Origin of the sequence: Oceanicola sp. 502str15 (genome assembly GCF_024105635.1) — a bacterium.
Classification (GTDB): Bacteria; Pseudomonadota; Alphaproteobacteria; order Rhodobacterales; family Rhodobacteraceae; genus Vannielia.
In genome coordinates, this window is record NZ_WYDQ01000001.1 from 138,587 (window position 1) to 157,636 (window position 19,050).

Sequence of the window (19,050 nt, forward strand, 5' to 3'; positions counted from 1 at the left end):
GGCAGATCTCCATTTGGCTGCAGTGCGACGCTAAGGCGCGGGTGGGCCGGGGGCAACGGGGGCAATGTGCCTCAAATTGATGAAGCTTCCCTTAACCGCACCGGCTCAGGAACAGATCCCTTCAATTTCAGCGTCTTCCCAGGGGATCATCACGTTGGAAACCGGGCGCGACAGCTCCAGCGGGGCGGGGTTCATGGCCTGGGAGAGCAGGGCGCGCAGGCGGGCGGTGCGGGAGCCGGCGGGATCCAGCGCACGACAGCAGACGAACTCCTCGACCAGCGAGGCCTGCTGCTCATAGGGGTAATCGAGAAACCGCGTTTTGCTGGCGGGATCAAACAGATAGGGGTCGACGTGCAGCTTGTGCTCGGCGGCGGCCTTGAGCGGATGATAGCCGGTGACCGCCCGGTTCTGCCATTGCCAGACATGTGTGATTTCATGGGCCAGAAACATCGCCGCAACGAGGTTCAACTGCTCCGGCCAGCCTTCGAGGTATTCTTCCAAGTACCAGTCAGGATTGAGAAAAATCCGGTTTGAGAGGACCAGGCCGGCGGTGCGGGACTTGAAGCTTTTCTGCTCAATCGGGGGCAGGATCAGCTCGCGGCAGGTGGTGCGGGGGCGGGCGAGGTAGGTGCGCTCGATCGACCCGACGGTGGAATAGGTGGTGAGGCGGACACGGGAGAGGTCGGTGCCATCCCCATGAATTTCCTTGAGGAATCCCTTCTCGGCCTCGGTAAGAGGGCGCCCGCAGGAGGCGGCGAAAAGGGCCAGACAGAGGAGGAAAACGAGGCGCATCCGGGCGAGTTTAGCGGGTGTTGCGGGGGCGGCAAGTGGCGGATTAACCACGAAAATCGGGAGTCACATCCGGTGCACAACCCGTACACAACCCGTGCATACATTTTTTGACATAGCGTTCGCCCGTTAACGGAACGGACGCCACGCGCGTCCCCCGGATTGCCCCGCCGGAAGCCGGAACTTGCGGCCGTCAAGCGGCGTTGTTGAGGCATACCTTGAAAGGAGGACCGACATGAACTGGGATATCATCCAAGGCAACTGGAAAGAATGGAAAGGCTCTGCCCGCGAGAAGTGGGGCGAGCTGACCGACAACGAACTGGCCGAGGCCAAGGGCGAGCGCGAACAGCTCGTGGGCTTGGTGCAGCAGAAGTACGGCTACGCTCGGGAAGAAGCCGAGAAACAGGTCGACGACTGGCGCGCCGGGCTGAAGGCAGCCTGAGCCAAGAGGTTTTGTGAAGAGTGTGCCCCCTGCGCGAGAGCGTGGGGGGCTTTTTTGTGGGTTGGGCAATATGCGGTGGGTTTCACCCACCCTACAGTCGGCAGCGACGGTCGGTTGATGTGTAGGGTGGGTGCCAACCCACCACCCGGACATACCTTTGCCAAACCCGAATTTTTGATAAGGGCGGGCACGACCGAGCACGTTCACCGGCGGGTAACCATATTCCGGCAGGCTCGCGGAATGTCGGACTATCGTCGCGCATCTGTTCCGGGCGGAACATTCTTCTTCACGGTCGCCTTGGCGGACCGGGGCAGGCGCGACCTCATCGAACATATCGACCTCTTGCGGGAGGCCTACGCAGATACGGCAGGGGCGCGGCCCTTTGCAACCGAGGCCATCGTGGTGTTGCCCGACCATCTTCATGCGATCTGGCGATTGCCGGAGGGGGACTCGGATTTCTCGACGCGGTGGAAGGAGATCAAGGCCGGGTTTTCGAAGCGCCTCGGCGTTCGGCGGCCCCGGAGCGCGAGCAAGCAGGCGAAGGGTGAAGTGGGCGTGTGGCAGCGGCGGTTCTGGGAGCATGTCATCCGAGACCGGACGGACATGGCTGCACATCTTGCCTATTGCTGGGGCAACCCGGTCAAGCACGGCTTGGTGGCACGGGCGGTTGACTGGGAGGCATCGTCGATCCACCGCGACATGCGGGCCGGGCGGGTGCCGCCGGAATGGGCCGTGCCGGACGGGGAGTTCGGGGAGTAGGTTTTGCGATTTGTGTAGGGTGGGTGAAACCCACCAATCGCGGGACGTGGTGGGTTTCACCCACCCTACGTGCTGCAAGCCCGTCACCGGGTCGGTGCTTGACGGTAACAACTCCTCAGATATGAGTTCTGAGAACACATCTAAAATAGGGGCTTGTGATGTTCGGGTCGCATAAACGAAGGGGTGCAGAAACCGGCATCGCTGTAAGGAATTCTTTTGCATCTGTTGCGATGAGTACAAGCCTGTATGATTTCGGACGACCATTTCAGCCAACTGCGGAATTTCTAAAAGAACCGTACGTAATGGGCGTCTATAATATGCTCACTCAACTTTTCCGAGTGATGGTTTGCGGTGGAAAATCGTGGCCACCCAGGAAAATTGGCGAATTCTCATTTGCGGCGTTTGATAGCTTTTGTGGCGCGGGTAGTCAGTCGAGGTTTCAGGACTTTCTTCAACGATCCGCCGGAGCGAAAGGTCAGCCGGAGTATGAGACCGGGCTAAGACACGGTGAACTGGTTTTTGGGGCCTATTTTGGGCTTATCCCACAGAGTGAAGCTGACCCCATCGTTGTCAAGGCTAGAGAAATGGCACCAGAGCTTTCGCGTGCGTTGCAGGGTTTCGAGGGTTCGGAAATGGGGCCAGATGCTGGGTTTACAACTGCATTAATTCATCTGACGCTTAAGGAGAAACTGGAGGAACTATTCCCTGATATTGACGGATAGAGGTTGTACGTCAAAGTCGGTGGGTTTCACCCACCCTACACATCCAACTCCTCAACAAACCGCGCGTTCTCCTGAATATACTGAAACCGCAATTCAGGCTTCTTGCCCATCAGCCGTTCCACCAGATCGCCTGTCTCGCCCGGATCGTCCTCGTCGATGGTCACGCGGATCAGCTGGCGTGACTTCGGGTCCATCGTCGTCTCTTTCAGGTCCTTGGCGTCCATTTCGCCGAGGCCCTTGAAGCGGGACACGTCGATCTTGCCCTTTCCGCCGATGCCCTTTTCCATCCATTCGTCGCGCTCGGCCTCGTCGATGCAGTAGACGCGCTTGGCGCCCTGGGTCAGGCGGAACAGGGGGGGGCAGGCGAGGTAGAGGTGGCCGGTGTCGATCATCGGGCGCATCTGGGTGAAGAAGAAGGTCATCAGCAGGGAGGCGATGTGGGCGCCGTCGACGTCGGCGTCGGTCATGATGATGATCTTGTCGTAGCGCAGGTCGTCGATGTTGAACTTGGTGCCGAGGCCGACGCCGAGGGCTTGGGCGAGGTCGTTGATCTCGGCGTTGGTGGTGATCTTGGAGGAGGCGGCGCCGAGCACGTTGAGCACCTTGCCGCGCAGGGGCAGGAGGGCCTGGGTCTTGCGGTCGCGGGCCATCTTGGCGGAGCCGCCCGCAGAATCGCCCTCGACGATGAACAGCTCGGTGCCGTCGCGGTTGGTGGCGGAGCAGTCGACCAGCTTGCCGGGGAGGCGGAGCTTTTTGGTGGCGGTCTTGCGGGCGGTTTCCTTTTCCTGCCGGCGGCGCAGGCGCTCCTCGGCGCGCAGCACGAGGAAATCGAGGATGGCGCCGGCGGATTTGGTGTTGGAGGCCAGCCAGTTGTCGAAGTGGTCGCGCACGGAGTTTTCGACCATGCGCTGGGCTTCGGTGGTGGCGAGGCGGTCCTTGGTTTGGCCGACGAATTCGGGCTCGCGGATGAAGCAGGACACCAGCGCGCCCGCGCCTGTAATCAGGTCTTCGCGGGTGATGGTGGTGGCCTTCTTGTTGTTCACCAGCTCGCCGTAGGCCTTGATGCCCTTGAGGATCGCGGCCCAGAAGCCGGCCTCGTGGGTGCCGCCCTCGGGGGTGGGCACGGTGTTGCAGTAGGACTGGATGAAGCCGTCGCGCGAGGGGGTCCAGTTGATGGCCCATTCGACCTTGCCGGGCGCGTTGAACTTTTCGAACGACACGGTCCCGGCGAAGGGGGCCTCGGCGTAGGTGGAGCTGTCGCCGAGGGTTTCGGAGAGATAATCGGCCAGCCCGCCGGGAAAGTGGAACTTGGCCTCCATCGGGGTGTCGCCATCGGGGATGGCGGATTTCCAGCGGATCTCGACGCCCGAGAAGAGGTAGGCCTTGGAGCGGGCCATCTTGAACAGGCGATGGGGCTTGAGCTTGAGGGAGCCGAAGATCTCGGGATCGGGGTGGAAGGTGACGGAGGTGCCGCGGCGGTTGGGGGCGGCGCCGATCTTTTCGAGCTTGCCCTGGGGGACGCCGCGGGAGAATTCCATGGCGTAGAGTTCGCGGTTCTGGGCGACTTCCACGCGCAGGTGGTCGGAGAGGGCGTTGACCACGGAGGAGCCGACGCCGTGGAGGCCGCCGGATGTTTCATAGCTGTCGCCCGAGAATTTGCCGCCCGCGTTCAAGGTACAGAAGATGATTTCGAGCGCGGTTTTCGACGGGTCTTTGGGGTGGGCGCCGATGGGGATGCCGCGGCCGTTGTCGACCACCGAGACATGGCCGTTCTCGTGCAGCTCGACCTCGATCCAGGTGGCGTGGCCTGCGACGGCCTCGTCCATCGAGTTGTCGATGATCTCGGCGACCATGTGGTGCAGCGCCCGGTCGTCCTTGCCGCCGATATACATGCCGGGGCGCAGGCGGACGTGCTCCATGTCTTCCAGCACCTGGATCGAGGAGGCGTCGTAGGTGGAAGTTTCCTGCGGGGAAAGGAGATCGTCGGCCATGTGCTGCTGCTCTTTATCGGCTTTTGGTTGGCCCGGAGTGTAACGGATGGGGGCGGTGGGGGGAAGCGGCGTTGGGGTGGTGCGGGACGGGGCCGCGCGGGGCGGTCAGGCCGTGGTGCAGGTGAGCAGCCAGCTGTTGGTGTAGAAGTTGGAGAGGACGGTGAGGGTGGCATTGAATGCGCCCTTGCGCTCGATCTGTGCCGCCGGGCGGGGCGGGAGGGCGAGGATGTCGAGGCTCTGGCGGTCGGTGCGCTGGGCGTAGGTGGTGAGCAGGTCGCGGCGGGTGACGGCATAGGTGGAGGTGCCGCCCTCGAAGTCGGGGGAGTGCATGGTGAGGGTGATGGTTTTGGGGGTGATGGTGAGGTTGTAGGTCTTGCGGTGGTTGGCTTCGATGAAGCGGGTGTCGTCGGTGGAGAAGGTGGTGAAGGCGTCGACGGTGCAGGCGTAGGTGTCGGAAAGGGCCGGGGTGGCGGCGAGGGCGAGGAGCGCGGGGAGGAGCCGGGTGAGGGGGGAGGTCATGGGCGGGATTTCTCGCGGAGCCAGCGGGCGAGGTCGATGTCGTCGAGTTTGCGTTGAGCGAGGGCGATGATCCTGTCGCCGGCTTCCTCGGTGGCGTGGGTGATGGTCACGCCATTGAGGCGGAGGCATACGAGCATCGCCCGGTAGGCGGTGCGCTTGTTGGCGTCGTTGAAGCAATGGCCGCAGGCGATGGCCTGGGCATAGGCGGCGGCGAGGTCGAAGACGTCCTCGATCATGCCGTAGTAGATGCGGTTATCGACACGGGCGAGCGCGCCTTCGAGGGATTTGTCGAGGGCGCGGCCCGGAAGCTCGCCGGGGTTGAGGACCCGGTCGTGGAGCGTTTCGACCTGCTCGGCCGACAGGAGGAGGTAGGTCATTTATCCTTCAGGTAGTCGAGCACGGGCTGGGCCTGTTCGCGGGTCTCTTCGAAGGCGGCGTTCAGCTCCTCCATCGTCGCCACGCGCGGCTCCTCCTCGGGGGTGGCGGCCTCGGGGACGAGGTATCCGACGACGCGGGAGTTCTTCATGATGGCGACGGGCTTGCCGTTGGCGCGGTCGAGCACCTTCTGGGGCTCGCGCAGCTCGGTCATGGTGCAGCTCTGGCTGGCGAAGATGCGGTTCATCGGGTGTGCTCCTGAATGTGCGGTAGAATATACATTCTGATGGGCATAATTTCAAGCGGAATGGGGCGCAGGCGTGCCACGGGTGGCGCGGGTCACAACTTGCCGAGGGCCTGCGCTCCTGCTTGAGGCGGGCGGGGGGCCGCTATAGGGTCGCGCCCATGAGAAACTGGCTTGCAGCAATGGTGTTCGCGGTGCCCGGCATGGCCGGGGCGCATCCGCATGTTTTCGTCGAGACCGGCTTCGAGGTGATCTTCGACGAGGCCGGGCTGATCGAGGCGGTGCGGGTGAGCTGGACCTACGACGAGCTGACCTCGCTCTACATCACCGAGGAGCGCGGGGTCGACAGCGACTTTGACGGCGAGGCCAGCGCGGCCGAGCTGGAGGAGTTGACGGGCTTCGACATGGACTGGCCGCAGGATTTCGAGGGCGACACCCATCTGACGGTGGACGGCGTGAAGGTGCCGCTCGGCCCGCCCGAGGAGATCGGCGCGGGGTTTGCGGGCGGCAAGGTGTCTTCGAGCCATCTGCGGCGGCTGGCCTCGCCGGTGGACCCGGAAAAGGTGGTGGTGCTCTCGCCCTATGACCCGACCTACTACTCGGCCTATGAGGTGGTCACGGAGACGGTGCTGACCGGCCGCGAGGCCTGCCGCGCCGAGCTTTGGGTGCCCGATTACGATGCCGCCGCCGAGCAGTTGCAGGCCGCGCTCGACGAGCTTCAGGGCAGCGCGCAGGCGCAGGGGCTGGACGAGGCGGAGTTTCCGCCGGTGGGCGACATGTTTGCGCAGGAGGTTCGGGTGGCGTGCGACGCGCCCTCGTGACGGCGGCGGTTCTGCTGGCGCTGGTGCTGGCGGGGCTCTGGGCGAGCGGCGCGGTGGAGGCACTGGGGCGCTGGGCGGCGGGCGCGCAGAGAGAATTTCAGGGCAGCATGGCCGGGGCGATCCGGGCGCTGAAGGCGGGCCAGCCGGCGGCGATCTGGGGGCTGGTGGGCCTGAGCTTTGCCTATGGCGTTGTCCATGCCGCCGGGCCGGGGCATGGCAAGGTGCTGATCGGCGGTTACGGGCTGGGGCGGCGGGTGCCGTTGGTGAAGCTTTCGGCGGTGGCGCTGGCCTCCTCGCTGGCGCAGGCGGGCGCGGCGGTGGCGTTGGTTTACGGCGCGATTGCGCTGCTCGGCTGGGGCGGCGAGCGGGTGGAGGGGCTGACCGAGCGGGTGCTGGCCCCGGCGAGCTACGGGGCGATCCTGCTGATCGGGGCCTGGCTGGCGTGGCGCGGGCTGCGCGGGTTGATGCGCCGGGTGCGGGAGGATCGGGGGGATGAGGGGCAGGGTCATCATCACCACGAACATCACCACGACCACCATGACCATTCCCACAGCGGCGATGGCGCGGTGTGCGACACCTGCGGACATGCCCATGGGCCGACGCTGGCGCAGGTGGAAAGCGCGGGCAGCCTGCGCGACATCCTGCTGCTGATCGGCGGCATTGCCATCCGGCCCTGCACCGGGGCGCTGTTCCTTCTGGTCATCACCTGGCGGCTCGATCTGGCCGCCGCCGGGGTGGCCGGGGCCTTTGCCATGGGGCTGGGCACGGCGCTGGTGACCATCGCGGTGGCGATCATGGCAGTGACCCTGCGCGAGGGCACCTGGAGCGCGCTGGAAGGGCGGGGCGGGGCGCTGCGCATTGCCGGGCCGGTGCTGGAGCTGGCGGCGGGAGCGGTGGTGGTGCTGGTGGCCGGGCAGTTGCTGTTGCGCGCCTTGTGAACGCAGCCGAGAACGCCTAGATTTACTTTGCGGCACGGGCCCGGAAAGGCTCCGACTCCGACAAGTCCGCAACTCATCTAAGTCATCGCCCTGGTTCGAACAGGCAACCCTGATTTTCCTGAGGATCGGCCCCGCCCGGCATGACGCCGGAGCGGCACTCCAACCGTGAGGACGACATGGGAAAAGGCAACAACAAGCGCGGCAACAAGGAAGTGAAGAAACCCAAGCAGGAGAAGCCGAAGGTGCTGGCCACGGCCAACTTCGGCGCGGCAAAGCCGATCTCGCTGGGCGAGAAGAAGGGCCGATAGGCCCGGGCGCGGGCGGGCCGGGGTGGCGCGCCCGCGCGATGCATGGTGCCGGGTCTTTCCGGCGGGACGGGGCCGCGCATTTGATCGGGCGCGGCAGGGCGTAGGGCGGGACTTGTCCCGCCGCCCTGCCGAGCGGAGCGAGGCCACCGAAAGCCTGCTGACAGCACGGGTCTTGCCTCAGGCGATCCGAAGCCCTAGCAGGGGCCATGGACCATCAGATGACATATGCGGGGCACGCGAAGGCGATTCTGCTCCTTGGGCTGCCGCTGGTCGGCGGGCATCTGGCGCAGATGGCGATTCAGATCACCGACACGCTGATGATGGGGTGGTATTCGGTCCCCGGTCTGGCCGCGATGGTGCTGGCGGGCACCTTCTGGATCGTCGCCTTCATCTTCTCGATCGGGTTCAGCCAGGCGGTGCTGCCGCTGGTGGCCGAAGCCAGCGAGCGGGGCGAGGAGGGGGTGCGGCGGCTCAGGCGCGTTACCCGGATGGGCTTCTGGCTTTCGGCCTTCTCATGGGCGGCGTTTCAGCCTGCATTCTGGTACTCGGGGCCGATCCTCGTGGCGCTGGGGCAAGACCCGGAGCTGGCCGCGATGGCCGAGGGCTACCTGCGGATTGCCGGGCTCGCGCTGCTGCCGGCGCTGCTGACCATGGTGATGAAAAGCTACCTCTCGGCGCTGGAGCGCACGACGGTGCTGCTGTGGATCGCGATTTTGGCGGCGGTGGTGAATGTTTTCCTCAACTGGGTGCTGATCTTCGGCAAGCTGGGCGCGCCGGAACTCGGGCTGGTGGGCGCGGCATGGGCCTCGCTGACGGGCCACCTGCTTTCGGCCCTGCTGCTGGGGCTCTACGCGGTGCGGATCTTCCCTGAGCATGGCATCTTCCACCGTCTGTGGCGGGGCGATGGCGAGGCGCTGGCGCAGGTGGCCCGGCTCGGCTGGCCGATTGGGCTGACGCTGCTGGCGGAGGTTGGCCTCTTTGCCTTCTCCTCGCTGCTGATGGGCTGGATCGGGACCATCGCGCTGGCCGCCCATGGCATTGCCATCCAGATCGCCAGCGCGACCTTCATGGTGCATCTCGGCCTCTCCAACGCCGCCACGATCCGCGCCGGGAAGGCGCTGGGGCGCGCCGACGAGCCGGGGCTGCGGCGCGGGGCTGCGGTGTCGATCACGCTGTCGATCGGCTGGGCGCTGGCGACGATGGTGGCATACCTCGTCTTCCCGGCCTTCCTCGTCGGCCTCTTCGTGGATCCGGCGGAACCGGCGCGCGATGCAATTCTGGCAACGGGCGTGGGGCTGATGGCGATGGCGGCGCTGTTCCAGCTTTTCGACGGGGCGCAGGTGACGGCGATGGGCCTGTTGCGCGGCGTGCAGGACATGCGGGTGCCGATGTGGATTGCCGCCGTGTCCTACTGGGGGGTGGGCGCGCCGCTGGCCTGGGCACTGGGCTTTCCGGCCGGCTGGGGCGGCATGGGCGTGTGGTTCGGCCTTGCGATGGGGCTGGCTGTGGCAGGCGTGCTGCTGCTCTGGCGGTTCTGGGGCCGCTCAGTGCGGATTGGCGCGGGCCAGGCGGGGGCCGCCGCGCTGGCCTGAGCCCCGCGATGGGCCGGCCCTCTTCCGCCCTTCGGAAAGCGGTGCTAGGCATGGGCGCAACCTGAAAGGGAGGCCCCGTGATGAGTGACAGCGCACCGAAGGACCAGTTGGGCAGCCTGCTGCGCCGCCTGCCGGGGCAGATCTTTGCCGTGATCGACGGGGCGCATTTTGACGACCTGCCGGGCCGGATCCGCGATGTGGGCCTCGAGGCGCTGCCGCTCTTCACCGACGAGATCGACCTGCCGGCGCTGGGGCGGGGGCCGCATCTGGTGGCCTGTCCGAACCTCTTTGCGGTCGAGCAGGTCACCGATGTCTGCGCCGGGGTGCCTGCGGTGGTGTGGTGGGACTGGCCCGATCAGGGCGAGAAGACGGCGGGCAACATCTATGCCCACCTGCGCCGCCTGAACCTTGTGGAGATCCCGGCCAACCGGGCCGAGCCGATCGTGGGCCGCCGGCAGGTGGGCGCGGTCGACCGGGGCGCGGGCTGGGAGACGGTGCTGTTTCGCCATGGCGACCCCAACGTGATGTCGCTGCTCATTCCGGTGCTCGACGAGGAGCAGCGGGGCCAGCTCTTTGGCGCGGCGCTCTCGGTGGCGATGCAGCCGCCGGGCCGCGAGGTGACCCACACCGCCAACCCCAGCCACAACGCCCCGCCGGGCTTCGGCCGCCTGCGGCTGCGGAGCGCGCAATACGACGAGCTGGCCGGGCAGCACGGCCGGGGCCTGCGCCGTCGCGCGGTGCTGGAGCTGAGCGATGCCATGCCGGGGCGCACCGCCGAGGAGCGCGAGGCGCGGGTGGCGGCGGCCTATGACCGGGCCGAGAGCTTTGGCTGCATGACGCTGGACCAGATCTGGGAGTTCATCCACCTCGACAGCCGCTGGGGTGCGAAGTTCGAGCTGGCCAAGGGCCACGAGAAGGTGCTGGAGGCGCTGAAGATGCCCGATGCCAGTGCCGAGGAACGGCTGTGGCGGGCGGAGATGGAGTTGGGCTTCGCCAAGTAGGGCGCGGCGCCGGCCTCGCGGGGCGGGGGGGCGCGTGCCGGGCAAGGCCTGGCCGCAGCGGCCCCGCAAGGGGCAGATCGGGCGGCAGGCTTACGACCGCCGCCCGGAAAATCCACAAGGGTAAACGGCGCTCAGGAGAGCAGCTCGTCTTCGGTGATGACATCATCGGTGGGCAGCACCTCGACGCCGTTCTGGTCGAGCACGGGCTCGGGCTCGGCTTCGGGCGCGGGCTGCACGCAGGCGGCGAGGGCCAGGACGAGCAGGAGAGGCAGGGTTTTGCGGATCATGGATGTCCCTTTCAAAGTGATTAACGATGCATGGCGGCAGATTGGCAGGAAAGCCGGGGGCAGGCAACAGGCCGTGCCCGCTGCTGCATCGGTGAAATGCGGCGCGGTTTCCGGCTCAGCCCGGGGGGAGGCGGGTGACGGGTTTGAGAAAGTTCGTCGAGAACAGCAGCATGATGGCATTTGCCACCGCGCAGACGATGAACACGAAACTCTGCTGCTTGAACGAGCCGCGTCGCTTTGAGCCGAAGAGGCAGCCGCCCCCCTCAGCCGCCTTCCTTGGCGCGGATCAGGCGGTCGGCCTTTTTGCGCACGAGCACCGAGCGGAGGTCGTGCATGGCGAGGAGGAGGGCGTCGGTCACTTCTTCGAGCTGGTCGTCCTCGGCCTTGGACTGGACCCATTGGGTGGTGATGTTGAGGTAGTCGACCGCGCGGTGGATGTCGTCGATGTCGCGGCGGGCGAGGAGGGCGGTGCGCTCGGTCATCCATTCGGTGATGGCGGCGATGTCGGCCTCGGTGAGCTGGCGGTCGCCGTGGGGTTTGACCTCGCCGTTCTTGATGTTGATGACCGCGATCTGGTCCATCTCGATGCGGCGCTGGCGGTTTTCGGTATCGACCCGAAAGGCCATGGCGCCGTTTTCCCGCACCCTGAAGTAATAGTCCGGCAAGTCGCCTGCCATCGGCCTCTTTCCCCGCTTGTTTGCAGATGGATAGCAGGCGGCGCGGCGCGGCGCCAGATGGCGGGCGGGTGTGGTCAGCCCGGGGGGCGGCGCAGGGGCGGTTTGCGGTTCTTGAGGTGGCGGGCGATGAGGCTTCTGCTGCGCTTGCCTTCGACGATGGGGCGGCCCGGCGGGGGCGGCTGGCCGAGCGTGGCGAGCGCGGGAAAGAGGGCGAGCACCTCGGCATGGGCGGCGGGCTCCAGCGCCTTGAGGGCCGCGGGGCCTGTGAAGAGGCTCTCGGCCGGGGCGCCATTGGCGAAGATCACTTCGTGCCGGTCGAACAGGAGGTGGAAATAATCCACCTCGACCATGTCGGAGACCTGCGAGATGCCGGGCAGGGGCAGCAGGCGGCGGGCGGCGACAAGCACCTCCTCGACCCCGAACATCCGCCCCGCGATGCGCGAGCGCATCAGGAGGCGGTGCTGGGGCGAGACGAGCAGGGGCCGGTTGGGCCGGCCTTCGCCCAGGGCGCCGGGCGCGATGCGGATGGGGGCGAGGTGCGGGCAGCGCCGCAGCCGCGCCGCGCCGAGGTGGCAGTGCCCGCGCCAGCGCAGCGGTTGCAGCCCGTGGTCGGCGGTGCGGATCACGTCGCCCGGGCGGAGCTGCTCGACCGGGCGCGACGCGCCGCAGCCGCCCTCGATCATGGTGCCGGCGGCAAAGCAGATGATGCCCACCGCATGGTCGGCCGTGCCGATCACCGCCGCGTCGCTGCCGGTGACATCCTTGAGGGCGCCGGTGGTGATGGAGACGATCTCCATATCGCCGTAACTGTCGTTCGGCAGGATGAAATGCCGGCTTTCCGCCCCGTTGGTGAGGGTGAGGAACATCACGTTGAGATTGCTCTCGGAAGCGTGGGCGAACCCCTCGATCACCCCGCCGCGCAGCTCGAAGTGGCCGGGGGTATCGGGCTCCTGGATGTGGGAGACGGTGTAGGTGACGCCGCCGATGCTGACGCTGTCGCCCTCGTCGAACTCGCCGTCATTGAGGTCGGCCGAGGTCATCCCGTCGACGACGCCGAGAATGTTGCCATTCGCGTCGGAATAGGTGGTGTGACCGGTGAGATCCGTGACCTCGACGAGATCGAATATCGTGGCCATGCAATGGCGCTCCGCAGCACTCCCGGCCAGCAGGGGGGCCGGATTCGTGGGTTGTGCGGAGGGTTTGCCCGAAAATGGTTAACAAACCGGGGTGCGGCGCGGGGTCTGCGGTCAGAGGACGCGGGCGGCGATGCTCTTGAGCTTCTCGACCAGCGCCGGGGCGCGGGCTTCGGGGGCGGTCATGATGGCGTGTTCGAGCGCGCTGTCGCAGCCGTGGGGGCAGGGCGCGCGGGTGGCACCGAGCCGGGCGGGCAGGCCCGCGACGGTGGCCTTGGCGCGGGCGGAATTGCCGTGCAGCGTGGCGAGGATGGCGGTGATGTCGACCGAGCCGTGCTCGGGGTGCCAGCTGTCGTAATCGGTGATCATCGCCAGCGAGGCGTAGCAAAGCTCGGCCTCGCGGGCGAGCTTTGCCTCGGGCATGTTGGTCATGCCGATCACATCGGCGCCCCAGCTCTCGCGATACATCTTCGACTCCGCCATCGACGAGAACTGCGGGCCCTCCATGGCCAGATAGGTGCCGCCATCGTGCACCTTGGCCCCGGCGGCGCGGGCAGCCTCGGCCACCTCGGCCCCGAGGGTGGCGCAGGTGGGGTGGGCCATGCTGACATGGGCGACGCAGCCGGTGGTGAAGAAGGTCTTTTCGCGGGCGATGGTGCGGTCGATGAACTGGTCGACCAGCACGAAATCGCCCGGCGCCATTTCTTCGCGGAAGGAGCCGCAGGCGGAGATGGAGACCACATCGGTGACGCCGAGCGATTTCAGCGCCGCGATATTGGCGCGGTAGGGGACGGTGGAGGGCGTGTGGACATGGCCGCGCCCGTGGCGGGGCAGGAAGGCGAGGGGCACGCCGTTGAGGGTGCCGGTGAAGATCGCATCGGAGGGCGCGCCCCATGGCGTGTCGAGGGTGAGCCAGCGGGCATCTTCGAGCCCGTCGATGTCATAGAGGCCGGAGCCGCCGATAATGCCGATCATGCGAGTCATATGGCTGTTCTCCGTTGCCTGCGCCCCGATGGAGCCTTTTCAGAGGCAAAGCTGCAAGTCTTTTGGTTAACCGCGCCCGAAGGCGGCGTGCGGGGCTTTTGCCGCTAGCGCAAACATGCTAGCGGCGGCGCAGCAACCGCCAGCCAGCCGGAAGATATGACATGAGTGAAACGCCACAAGCGGGCAAGAGCCCGTATTTTGCCTTTGCCAAGGGGCTGATGGGAGACTTCCGGCAGGGCGACGAGCCGATGGCGGCGCGGGTCAAGACCGAGGTGCTCTCGGGGCTGACGGTGGCGCTGGCGCTGGTGCCCGAGGCGGTGGCCTTTGCTTTTGTCGCCCATGTGCACCCGCTGGTGGGGCTTTACGCGGCCTTCATCGTGGGGCTGATCACGGCGGTCTTCGGTGGGCGGCCCGGCATGATCTCGGGCGCGACCGGCGCGCTGGCGGTGGTGATGGTGGCGCTGGTGGTGGAGCATGGGGTGGAATACCTCTTTGCCACGGTGATCCTGATGGGGATCATGCAGATTGCCGCCGGGGTCTTCCATCTCGGGCGGTTCATCCGGCTGGTGCCCCATGCGGTGATGCTGGGCTTCGTGAACGGGCTGGCGATCGTGATTTTCCTTGCGCAGCTCAGCCAGTTCAAGGTGCCCGGCGGCGATGGCCAGTGGCTCGGGGGATGGTCGCTGATGCTGATGCTGGGGCTGGTGGCGCTGACCATGGTGATCATCTGGGGCCTGCCGAAGCTGACCAATGCGATTCCGGCGCCGCTGGCCGGGATCGGGATTGTCGCCATCGTGGTGATCGTCTTCAACATCCCGGTGCCGCGGGTGGGCGACATGGCCTCGATCGCGGGCGGGCTGCCGCCGTTTCATATTCCGTTCGGGGAGGGCGAGGGGCTCTATGGCACGGCGCTGGCGCCGTTCAACCTCGAGACGCTCTACATCATCTTTCCCTATGCGCTGATCCTCGCGGCCATCGGCCTGATCGAAAGCCTGCTGACGCTGAACCTCGTCAACCAGATGACCGACCAGCGCGGCGGGGCCTCCAAGGAATGCATCGCGCAGGGCGCGGCCAATACGGTGACCGGCTTCTTTGGCGGCATGGGCGGCTGCGCGATGATCGGGCAGTCGATGATCAACGTGAAATCGGGCGGGCGGACGCGGCTGGCGGGGATCGCGGCGGCGCTGTTCCTGCTGTCGTTCATCCTCTTCGCCAGCCCGCTGATCGAGCAGATCCCGCTGGCCGCGCTGGTGGGGGTGATGTTCATGGTGGTGATCGGCACCTTCGCCTGGAACACCTTCCGCATCATGCGGGTCTCCACCAAGTTCGCCAGCTTCGTGACCATCCTCGTGACGGTTGTGACGGTGCTGGAAGACCTCGCGATTGCCGTGGTGGTCGGGGTGATCGTTTCGGCGCTGCATTACGCCTGGCAGAATGCGAAGCGGATCACGGCCAAGAGCTACACCACGCCCGAGGGGGCGAAGGTGTATCAGGTCGTGGGGCCGCTGTTCTTTGGCTCGGCAGACGGGTTCCTGGAGCTGTTCGATCCCAAGGGGGACCCGAAGGTGGTGATCGTCGATTTCGCCGAGAGCCGGGTGGCGGACCAGACCGCGCTTTCTGCGATCGAGGGGATGGCGAAGAAGTACCTGGAGGAAGACAAGGAGCTGCACCTGCGGCACCTGTCGCGCGATTGCCGGAAGCTGCTGAGCCAGACCGGGCTGATCGTGGAGAAGAGCGAGGACGACCCGGAGTATCAGGTGGCCGCCAACTACCCGGTGCAGACCGGGCTTTTCGGCGACGCGCATTAGGCTGGCGGGCCGCGCGGGGCCGTGCGAGGCTCGGCGGATGGACCTGATTGCTGACGCCCGCGCGCTCGACGCCGCCGATGCGCTCGCTGAGAGGCGGGCGCGTTACCTGATCCCTGAGGGGGTCATCTACCTTGATGGAAATTCGCTCGGGCCTGCCAGCCATGCGGCGCTGGCCGCGCTCGACGTGGCGGCGCGGGCGGAGTGGGCCGAAGGGCTGATCCGCTCGTGGAACGCGGCGGGCTGGTTCGAGATGCCGATGGCGCTGGGCGACCGGCTGGGGCGGCTGATCGGGGCGGCCGCCGGCTCGGTGGCCTGCTGTGACACGATCTCGGTGAACCTCTACAAGGTGCTGCATGCTTGCTTGGCACTGCGCCCGGACCGGCGGGTGATCCTGGCGGAGGCGACGAGCTTTCCGACCGACCTCTACATCGCCGAAGGGGTCTGCGCGGCGGCGGGGGCGCGGTTGGTGCTGGCCGAGGGGCCGGTGGAGGCGGGCCTGGGGCCGGAGGTGGCGGCGATGCTGGTGAACCACGTCGACTATCGAACGGGCGCGCTGCGCGACATGGCGCGGCTCAGCGCGCTGGCGCAGCAGGCGGGCGCGCTGGCGGTCTGGGACCTGTCGCATTCCGCCGGGGCGCTGGAGGTGGCGCTGGAGCGGGATGGGGCCGATTTTGCCGTGGGCTGCACCTACAAGTACCTGAACGGAGGGCCGGGCGCGCCGGGCTTCGTGTTTGCCGCCGCGCGCCACCACGGGCAGATCCGCCAGCCGGTGAGCGGCTGGTGGGGCCACGCCCGGCCCTTCGCCTTCGAGCCGGGCTATGCGCCCGCAGAGGGGGTGAAGGCCTTTCTGGCAGGCACGCAGCCGGTGCTGTCGATGCGCACGCTGGCGGGGGCGCTGGACGACTGGGAGGGCGTGGAGATGGCGGCGGTGCGGGCCAAGAGCCGGGCGTTGACCGAGGCCTTCGTGGGCTGGGTCGAGGCGCTGTGCCCGGGGCTGGAGCTGGGCTCTCCACGGGCGGCGGAGGCGCGGGGCAGCCAGGTGTCGTTTCGCCACCCAAACGGCTACGAGATCATGCAGGCGCTGATCGCACGGGGCGTGATCGGGGATTTCCGCGCCCCCGATGTTCTGCGCTTCGGCTTCGCGCCGCTCTACCTGAGCTTCGAGGAGGTGGCACGGGCGGTGCTGGCGCTGCGCGAGGTGCTGGACAGCGGTGAGTGGCGCGAGCCGCGGTTTGCCGAGCGGGGCGCGGTGACGTGAGCGTCTGAATGGGGGGGCAGCCCCCCGTCGCCATTGGGCTCGAACCAATGGCGCCACAACGGCGACCCCCGGAGATATTTTCAGCAAGAACATGGGGCTGCTGGTAACGCTCGGTTAACCTTAACGCGCCATGATGGGGCCACGGTACAGGCTGGAGAGCCGATGACCGTGCAAGGAAATGCCCCGTCGTCGCTGGTTCTTCAACCGGTTGGCGGCGGGGTTCTCGCTTTTGCGTCCGGGTGCTGGAGTCGGCTTGCTATGTGCCGGGCTGGTGCTTGCGCGCCTCGCTGTTGGCCCCGGGGCGCGTGGTCGCTGGTATGCGGCATTTGAATCGAGTTGCAGGCAATTGCAACGCGGGCCATCGGGCGCGCTCTGGCGGCTAAGCGCCGAGGCTGCAACGATTGGCGTCCCTCGGGGCGGATGCCCGAAACGGCGCAAACTTATCTAGAATTGTTCCCGCCACCGCACGCGCCATGGCAGGCGCACCCTGCCCATTTTCTTGCTCCAAATATCTCCCGCCGGAGGCCTCGAATCTCTTCTGGTGCGCCCTCAGTCGTCAGGGCGCTTCAGTTCGAAGACCTCTTGCACGGAGGCATAGTCGCGGTAGCCGAGGCGGGAGAGGGGGTGGAAGGTGGTCACGTCGAACCGGCCGTTCTTCAGGCAATTGTCGCGGATGTGGATGCCCGTGACCTCGCCGATGACCATGTGATTGTCGGCCCCCTCGAGCTGGATGAACTTGATGGCGCGGCATTCGAGGTTGGCCGGGGCGTCGGCCACGCGGGGGCAGACCACGGTTTCGCACTCGGCCTTTGCGATGCCCGCCTTCTCGAACTCGTCCACCTGCGGCAGCATCGCGCTGGAGGTGGCGTTCATCGCGTCCTGGGCGGCAGTTTCGACGATGTTGACGCAAAACACCCCGGTTTCGCGGATGTTCATCAGCGAATCCTTGGTGCCGGTGGAGCAGAACATCACCTGCGGCGGGACGTAGGCGATGGCGTTGAAGAAGGAATAGGGCGCGAGGTTGTCGTGCCCTTCGGCACCGCGCGACGAGATCCAGCCGATCGGGCGGGGCGAGACGATGGCGTTGAAGGGGTTGTGCGGCAGGCCGTGGCCATCTTGTGGGGTGTAGAACATCCGGGCTCCTTGGGGCGTTTGCGGGAAGGTAGCGCACGTGCTAGGGGGCGGCCAGAGCGGAAGGGGCGGCAGGCGTGATCGGATACGTGCTCAGCGAGGAGAGGGCGGAGGACCGTTGGGAGGTGGAAGCCCTCTATGACACCTGCTTTGCGCCGGGGCGCGAGGCGCTGTCGTCCTACCGTCTGCGCGACGGGGTCGCCCCGGTGGCCGGTCTGTGCCTTGTGGCGCGCGACGGGCTGGGGATTGTTGCGGGAGCGATCCGCTTCTGGCCGGTGCGGGTGGGGGGCGCCGAGGCGTTGCTGCTGGGCCCGGTGGCCGTGCACCCGACGCGGCAGGGCGAGGGGCTTGGCGCGTGGCTGATGACCGAGAGCCTCGAGCGGGCGCGGGCGCAGGGTCGGGCGCGGGTGATGCTGGTGGGCGATGCGCCCTATTATGCGCGGTTCGGCTTTGAAAAGCTCTCCGGCGTGGTGATGCCCCCGCCGACCAACCCCGAGCGGGTGCTTGGCCTGGGTGACTGGGCCGGGGTGACGGGCGATGTGGAGAAATGGCTCTGACGCCGACAGGCCCGGCTCAGGCGGGGCAAGCAACGGAAACCCGGGCGCGGCGCGTTGAAGGGCGACAGGATCACCCATGAGGCGCCCATGACCCCGGACATCACCGCAGTTCTCGACCACTACCATGCCCGCATCCGCGATGAGCGCGCCCAGCCGAAGGGCAGCCTCGATCTCGACCAGCGGTTGCTGGCCGTGGGGCCCGAGACCGGGCAGCTCCTGAACATTCTGGCCCGGAGCCTCAAGGCCCCGACGATCCTCGAGATCGGCACCTCCTATGGCTATTCGGGCATCTGGCTGGGAGCGGCGGCGCAGGCGACCGGCGGGCGGCTCATCACGATGGAGATCAGCCCGGAGAAGTCGGCCCATGCCGCCGAAATGGCCCGACGGGCCGGGCTGGCGGAGCATGTGGAGTTTCGGGTCGGGGATGCGGTGGAGATGATCGCGGCGATGGAGGAGCGCGTTGATTTCGTGCTGCTCGACCTGTGGAAGGATCTCTACGTGCCCTGCCTTGAGGCTTTCGTGCCCCGGCTCAACGCGGGCGCGATCGTGGTGGCCGACAATGTGCGCCCGGAGCGGGAGCTGCTGGCGCACTACGTCCGCGCGGTGCGCAGCGTGCCGGGGATGGCGAGCGTGACGCTGCCGGTGGGCAGCGGGCTGGAGGTGAGCCGGTATCGGTGAGCGGGCCGGGCCGGCGCGGGGGGCGTGGCGCGGGCA

The 19,050-nt window shown here is 66.9% G+C and carries 22 protein-coding genes; 12 read left to right on the plus strand and 10 right to left on the minus strand.

The annotated features are described in order from the left end of the window. Positions 1–105: 105 nt before the first annotated feature. The gene (locus GTH22_RS00655; RefSeq protein WP_252942619.1) at positions 106–792 is read right to left on the minus strand and encodes a hypothetical protein; all 687 of its coding nucleotides are present in this window, start codon (positions 790–792) and stop codon (positions 106–108) included. 232 nt (positions 793–1,024) lie between these two features. On the opposite strand from GTH22_RS00655, the gene GTH22_RS00660 reads away from it, so the two are divergent. The 3 genes from GTH22_RS00660 to GTH22_RS00670 all read left to right on the plus strand — a co-directional run bounded on the left by GTH22_RS00660 (position 1,025) and on the right by GTH22_RS00670 (position 2,712). Then, a complete protein-coding gene (locus GTH22_RS00660) occupies positions 1,025–1,231 on the plus strand; it encodes a CsbD family protein (protein ID WP_252942620.1) in 207 nt (68 codons plus the stop codon). A 240-nt stretch (positions 1,232–1,471) separates the two neighbouring features. Beyond that, positions 1,472–1,990 carry a transposase gene (locus GTH22_RS00665; protein WP_252942621.1) on the plus strand — a complete coding sequence of 173 codons (519 nt, stop codon included), beginning with the start codon at positions 1,472–1,474 and terminating at the stop codon, positions 1,988–1,990. A 158-nt stretch (positions 1,991–2,148) separates the two neighbouring features. Beyond that, a complete protein-coding gene (locus tag GTH22_RS00670; protein WP_252942622.1) occupies positions 2,149–2,712 on the plus strand; it encodes a hypothetical protein in 564 nt (187 codons plus the stop codon). A 35-nt stretch (positions 2,713–2,747) separates the two neighbouring features. Here GTH22_RS00670 and parE read toward each other — a convergent pair whose 3' ends face one another. The 4 genes from parE to GTH22_RS00690 all read right to left on the minus strand — a co-directional run bounded on the left by parE (position 2,748) and on the right by GTH22_RS00690 (position 5,844). Continuing rightward, positions 2,748–4,703: a DNA topoisomerase IV subunit B gene (parE, locus tag GTH22_RS00675; RefSeq protein ID WP_252942623.1), complete on the minus strand. Its 1,956-nt coding sequence runs from the start codon at positions 4,701–4,703 to the stop codon at positions 2,748–2,750. A 105-nt stretch (positions 4,704–4,808) separates the two neighbouring features. Next, the gene (locus GTH22_RS00680) at positions 4,809–5,222 is read right to left on the minus strand and encodes a hypothetical protein (protein WP_252942624.1); all 414 of its coding nucleotides are present in this window, start codon (positions 5,220–5,222) and stop codon (positions 4,809–4,811) included. Next, the gene (locus GTH22_RS00685; protein ID WP_252942625.1) at positions 5,219–5,599 is read right to left on the minus strand and encodes a type II toxin-antitoxin system death-on-curing family toxin; all 381 of its coding nucleotides are present in this window, start codon (positions 5,597–5,599) and stop codon (positions 5,219–5,221) included. The genes GTH22_RS00680 and GTH22_RS00685 overlap by 4 nt, the downstream gene beginning before the upstream one ends. After that, entirely contained in the window at positions 5,596–5,844 is a 249-nt protein-coding gene (locus tag GTH22_RS00690) for a hypothetical protein (RefSeq protein ID WP_252942626.1), read from the minus strand. Before GTH22_RS00690 ends, GTH22_RS00685 begins: the two co-directional genes overlap by 4 nt. A 158-nt stretch (positions 5,845–6,002) precedes the next feature. On the opposite strand from GTH22_RS00690, the gene GTH22_RS00695 reads away from it, so the two are divergent. The 5 genes from GTH22_RS00695 to GTH22_RS00710 all read left to right on the plus strand — a co-directional run bounded on the left by GTH22_RS00695 (position 6,003) and on the right by GTH22_RS00710 (position 10,501). Beyond that, a complete protein-coding gene (locus tag GTH22_RS00695) occupies positions 6,003–6,662 on the plus strand; it encodes a DUF1007 family protein (RefSeq protein WP_252942627.1) in 660 nt (219 codons plus the stop codon). Next, positions 6,644–7,600 (plus strand): hypothetical protein, encoded by a 957-nt coding sequence (locus GTH22_RS00700; RefSeq protein WP_252942628.1) that lies wholly within the window; start codon positions 6,644–6,646, stop codon positions 7,598–7,600. The genes GTH22_RS00695 and GTH22_RS00700 overlap by 19 nt, the downstream gene beginning before the upstream one ends. Before the next feature lie 176 nt (positions 7,601–7,776). Next, positions 7,777–7,908 (plus strand): hypothetical protein, encoded by a 132-nt coding sequence (locus GTH22_RS22005; protein ID WP_256471542.1) that lies wholly within the window; start codon positions 7,777–7,779, stop codon positions 7,906–7,908. Between the two features lie 206 nt (positions 7,909–8,114). After that, positions 8,115–9,500, plus strand: coding sequence for an MATE family efflux transporter (locus GTH22_RS00705; protein ID WP_252942629.1), 1,386 nt, complete (start codon positions 8,115–8,117; stop codon positions 9,498–9,500). A gap of 80 nt (positions 9,501–9,580) precedes the next feature. After that, positions 9,581–10,501 carry a DUF4123 domain-containing protein gene (locus tag GTH22_RS00710; RefSeq protein ID WP_252942630.1) on the plus strand — a complete coding sequence of 307 codons (921 nt, stop codon included), beginning with the start codon at positions 9,581–9,583 and terminating at the stop codon, positions 10,499–10,501. 131 nt (positions 10,502–10,632) lie between these two features. On the opposite strand, the gene GTH22_RS00715 is transcribed toward GTH22_RS00710, so the two are convergent. The 4 genes from GTH22_RS00715 to GTH22_RS00730 form a co-directional block, all read right to left on the minus strand. After that, positions 10,633–10,788, minus strand: a complete 156-nt coding sequence (locus tag GTH22_RS00715; RefSeq protein ID WP_252942631.1) for a hypothetical protein — start codon at positions 10,786–10,788, stop codon at positions 10,633–10,635. Positions 10,789–11,051: 263 nt separating this feature from the next. Next, entirely contained in the window at positions 11,052–11,465 is a 414-nt protein-coding gene (locus GTH22_RS00720) for a hypothetical protein (protein ID WP_252942632.1), read from the minus strand. Between the two features lie 74 nt (positions 11,466–11,539). Next, a complete protein-coding gene (locus GTH22_RS00725; RefSeq protein WP_252942633.1) occupies positions 11,540–12,601 on the minus strand; it encodes a Hint domain-containing protein in 1,062 nt (353 codons plus the stop codon). A gap of 111 nt (positions 12,602–12,712) precedes the next feature. Further along, positions 12,713–13,582 carry an S-methyl-5'-thioadenosine phosphorylase gene (locus GTH22_RS00730; protein ID WP_252942634.1) on the minus strand — a complete coding sequence of 290 codons (870 nt, stop codon included), beginning with the start codon at positions 13,580–13,582 and terminating at the stop codon, positions 12,713–12,715. A gap of 218 nt (positions 13,583–13,800) precedes the next feature. Here GTH22_RS00730 and GTH22_RS00735 point away from each other — a divergent pair, with 218 nt between their 5' ends. Both GTH22_RS00735 and kynU read left to right on the plus strand, forming a co-directional pair. Continuing rightward, the gene (locus GTH22_RS00735) at positions 13,801–15,390 is read left to right on the plus strand and encodes a SulP family inorganic anion transporter (protein ID WP_252947544.1); all 1,590 of its coding nucleotides are present in this window, start codon (positions 13,801–13,803) and stop codon (positions 15,388–15,390) included. Positions 15,391–15,427: 37 nt separating this feature from the next. Then, positions 15,428–16,648 (plus strand): kynureninase, encoded by a 1,221-nt coding sequence (gene kynU, locus GTH22_RS00740; RefSeq protein WP_252942635.1) that lies wholly within the window; start codon positions 15,428–15,430, stop codon positions 16,646–16,648. 549 nt (positions 16,649–17,197) lie between these two features. On the opposite strand, the gene GTH22_RS00745 is transcribed toward kynU, so the two are convergent. Then, the gene (locus GTH22_RS00745; RefSeq protein WP_252942636.1) at positions 17,198–17,782 is read right to left on the minus strand and encodes a flavin reductase family protein; all 585 of its coding nucleotides are present in this window, start codon (positions 17,780–17,782) and stop codon (positions 17,198–17,200) included. Positions 17,783–17,856: 74 nt separating this feature from the next. On the opposite strand from GTH22_RS00745, the gene GTH22_RS00750 reads away from it, so the two are divergent. Both GTH22_RS00750 and GTH22_RS00755 read left to right on the plus strand, forming a co-directional pair. Next, entirely contained in the window at positions 17,857–18,336 is a 480-nt protein-coding gene (locus tag GTH22_RS00750) for a GNAT family N-acetyltransferase (RefSeq protein WP_252942637.1), read from the plus strand. 87 nt (positions 18,337–18,423) lie between these two features. After that, positions 18,424–19,014 carry an O-methyltransferase gene (locus tag GTH22_RS00755; protein WP_252942638.1) on the plus strand — a complete coding sequence of 197 codons (591 nt, stop codon included), beginning with the start codon at positions 18,424–18,426 and terminating at the stop codon, positions 19,012–19,014. Positions 19,015–19,050: the final 36 nt, after the last annotated feature.